General features: G+C 61.0%; 2 protein-coding genes. Both read left to right on the top strand.

Annotated features, from left to right (window positions below; genetic code table 11):
• Positions 1-180, top strand: a 180-nt coding sequence (gene tnpB, locus ABLV54_RS13265) for an IS66 family insertion sequence element accessory protein TnpB (protein ID WP_141072116.1), incomplete at its 5' end; no start/stop codon positions are given.
• 49 nt (positions 181-229) lie between these two features.
• The coding region (locus tag ABLV54_RS13260) for a transposase (RefSeq protein WP_348814180.1) at positions 230-959 on the top strand (730 nt) is incomplete at its 3' end.

The raw sequence follows: 959 nt of genomic DNA, 5'->3' as shown, positions 1-959 counted from the left end.
CTGTGGTCCACCGGCGACGGGCTGTGCCTGCTGACCAAACGGCTGGAGCGCGGGCGCTTCGCCTGGCCGTCAGCTCGCGATGGCAAAGTGTTCCTGACCCCGGCGCAGCTGGCAATGCTGCTGGAAGGCATCGACTGGCGACAGCCGAAGCGGTTGCTGACCTCCCTGACCATGCTGTAGGCTTCTTTATCCTGGTTGTCGCAGAATAAGCCTGGTAAAATGCTGGCTTATGAATGACATCTCTTCTGACGACATCCTTCTGCTGAAACAGCGCCTTGCCGAACAGGAAGCGCTGAACCGTGCCCTGCTGGAAAAGCTGGCAGACCGGGAGCGCGAAATAGACCATCTGCAGGCGCAGCTGGATAAACTTCGCCGGATGAACTTCGGCAGCCGTTCTGAAAAAGTCTCCCGCCGTATCGCACAAATGGAAGCCGATCTGAACCGGCTTCAGAAAGAGAGCGATACGCTGACCGGTCGGGTGGATGACCCGGCAGTACAGCGCACTCTGCGTCAGACCCGCACCCGCAAACCGTTCCCCGAATCACTCCCCCGCGATGAAAAACGCCTGCGGCCAGCGGGTTCCTGCTGCCCGGAGTGTGGTGGTGCGCTGAGTTACCTGGGTGAGGATGCCGCTGAACAGCTGGAGCTGATGCGCAGCGCCTTCCGGGTGATCCGGACCGTACGGGAAAAACATGCCTGCACAAAATGTGATGCCATCGTGCAGGCCCCCGCGCCTTCGCGCCCCATTGAGCGGGGTATCGCCGGACCGGGGCTGATGGCCCGCGTGCTGACCTCAAAGTATGCAGAGCACACACCGCTGTATCGTCAGTCTGAAATATACGGTCGCCAGGGCGTGGAACTGAGCCGTTCACTGCTGTCGGGCTGGGTGGATGCATGCTGCCGGCTGCTGTCCCCGCTGGAGGAGGCGCTTCAGGACTATGTCCTGACTGACGGTAAAC

Origin of the sequence: Klebsiella sp. JB_Kp042, assembly GCF_040065275.1 — a bacterium.
Classification (GTDB): Bacteria; Pseudomonadota; Gammaproteobacteria; order Enterobacterales; family Enterobacteriaceae; genus Klebsiella; species Klebsiella quasipneumoniae.
Note: the sequence above shows the minus strand (reverse complement) of the source record. Positions and strands in the feature narration are given on the sequence as shown.